Below are 692 nucleotides of genomic sequence, written 5' to 3'. Positions count from 1 at the left end.
CTGTCGTCCGCGGCGGTCGGACCGTCATCGTTGACCCGGATGGTCAGCGTCGCCGCCGGCGAAACGTCGCCGTCGTCGTCGGTCACCCGCACCGGGAACGGGTCCTGCACCTGGTCGTCGGTGCCGATGGCGTTCGGGTCATCATGCTCGAGGGTATTGGTGTCGAGGGTGTAGCTCCAGCTGCCGTCGGTATTGACCGACAGCGTGCCGTAGTCCCCCTGCACCAGGGTGCCGTCGGCCTCGATCCTGATCCAGGCACCGTCCTTGTCCTGCACCTCGATGAGCGCCAGGGCGTCGTGGCCGGTGTCGACCTCCAGCACGCCGGACGCGGTCAGGTCGCCGCCGCCACGGCCGGCCGGCAGCGCCGACTCCCACACCACGCCGTCGTCCCCCTCGGCCAGCAGCACCGAGACCGTCGGCGTGGAGTCGTCCTGCAGGGTGAGGGTCACGGTGGCCGTGGCGCTGTCCCCGTCGCCGTCGGTGAGCCGGTACTGGAAGCGCACCTCGCCTTGCTCGCCCGCCGCCGGGGTATAGCTGAAGCTGCCGTCATGGTGGTACACCAGGCTGCCACTGCCGGTGAGGCTGCCCGCCACCAGCGCCACGCCGCTGGCCAGGTCGACGCCGTCCGCCCCCGCGCTGTCGTTGGCGAACACGTCAATGGTGACCGGCTCGTTTTCATTCGCCTGGCCGGC

1 protein-coding gene is annotated in these 692 nt (G+C 70.7%); it reads right to left on the bottom strand.

What is annotated here, in order from left to right; genetic code table 11:
• A partial coding sequence (locus tag C7H85_RS19260) for an Ig-like domain-containing protein (protein WP_168388285.1) occupies positions 1–692 on the bottom strand: 692 nt, incomplete at both ends.

Origin of the sequence: Zobellella endophytica (assembly GCF_003012775.1) — a bacterium.
In the GTDB taxonomy this organism is placed as follows: Bacteria; Pseudomonadota; Gammaproteobacteria; order Enterobacterales; family Aeromonadaceae; genus Oceanimonas; species Oceanimonas endophytica.
This window is presented reverse-complemented; position numbering and strand designations above follow the sequence as displayed.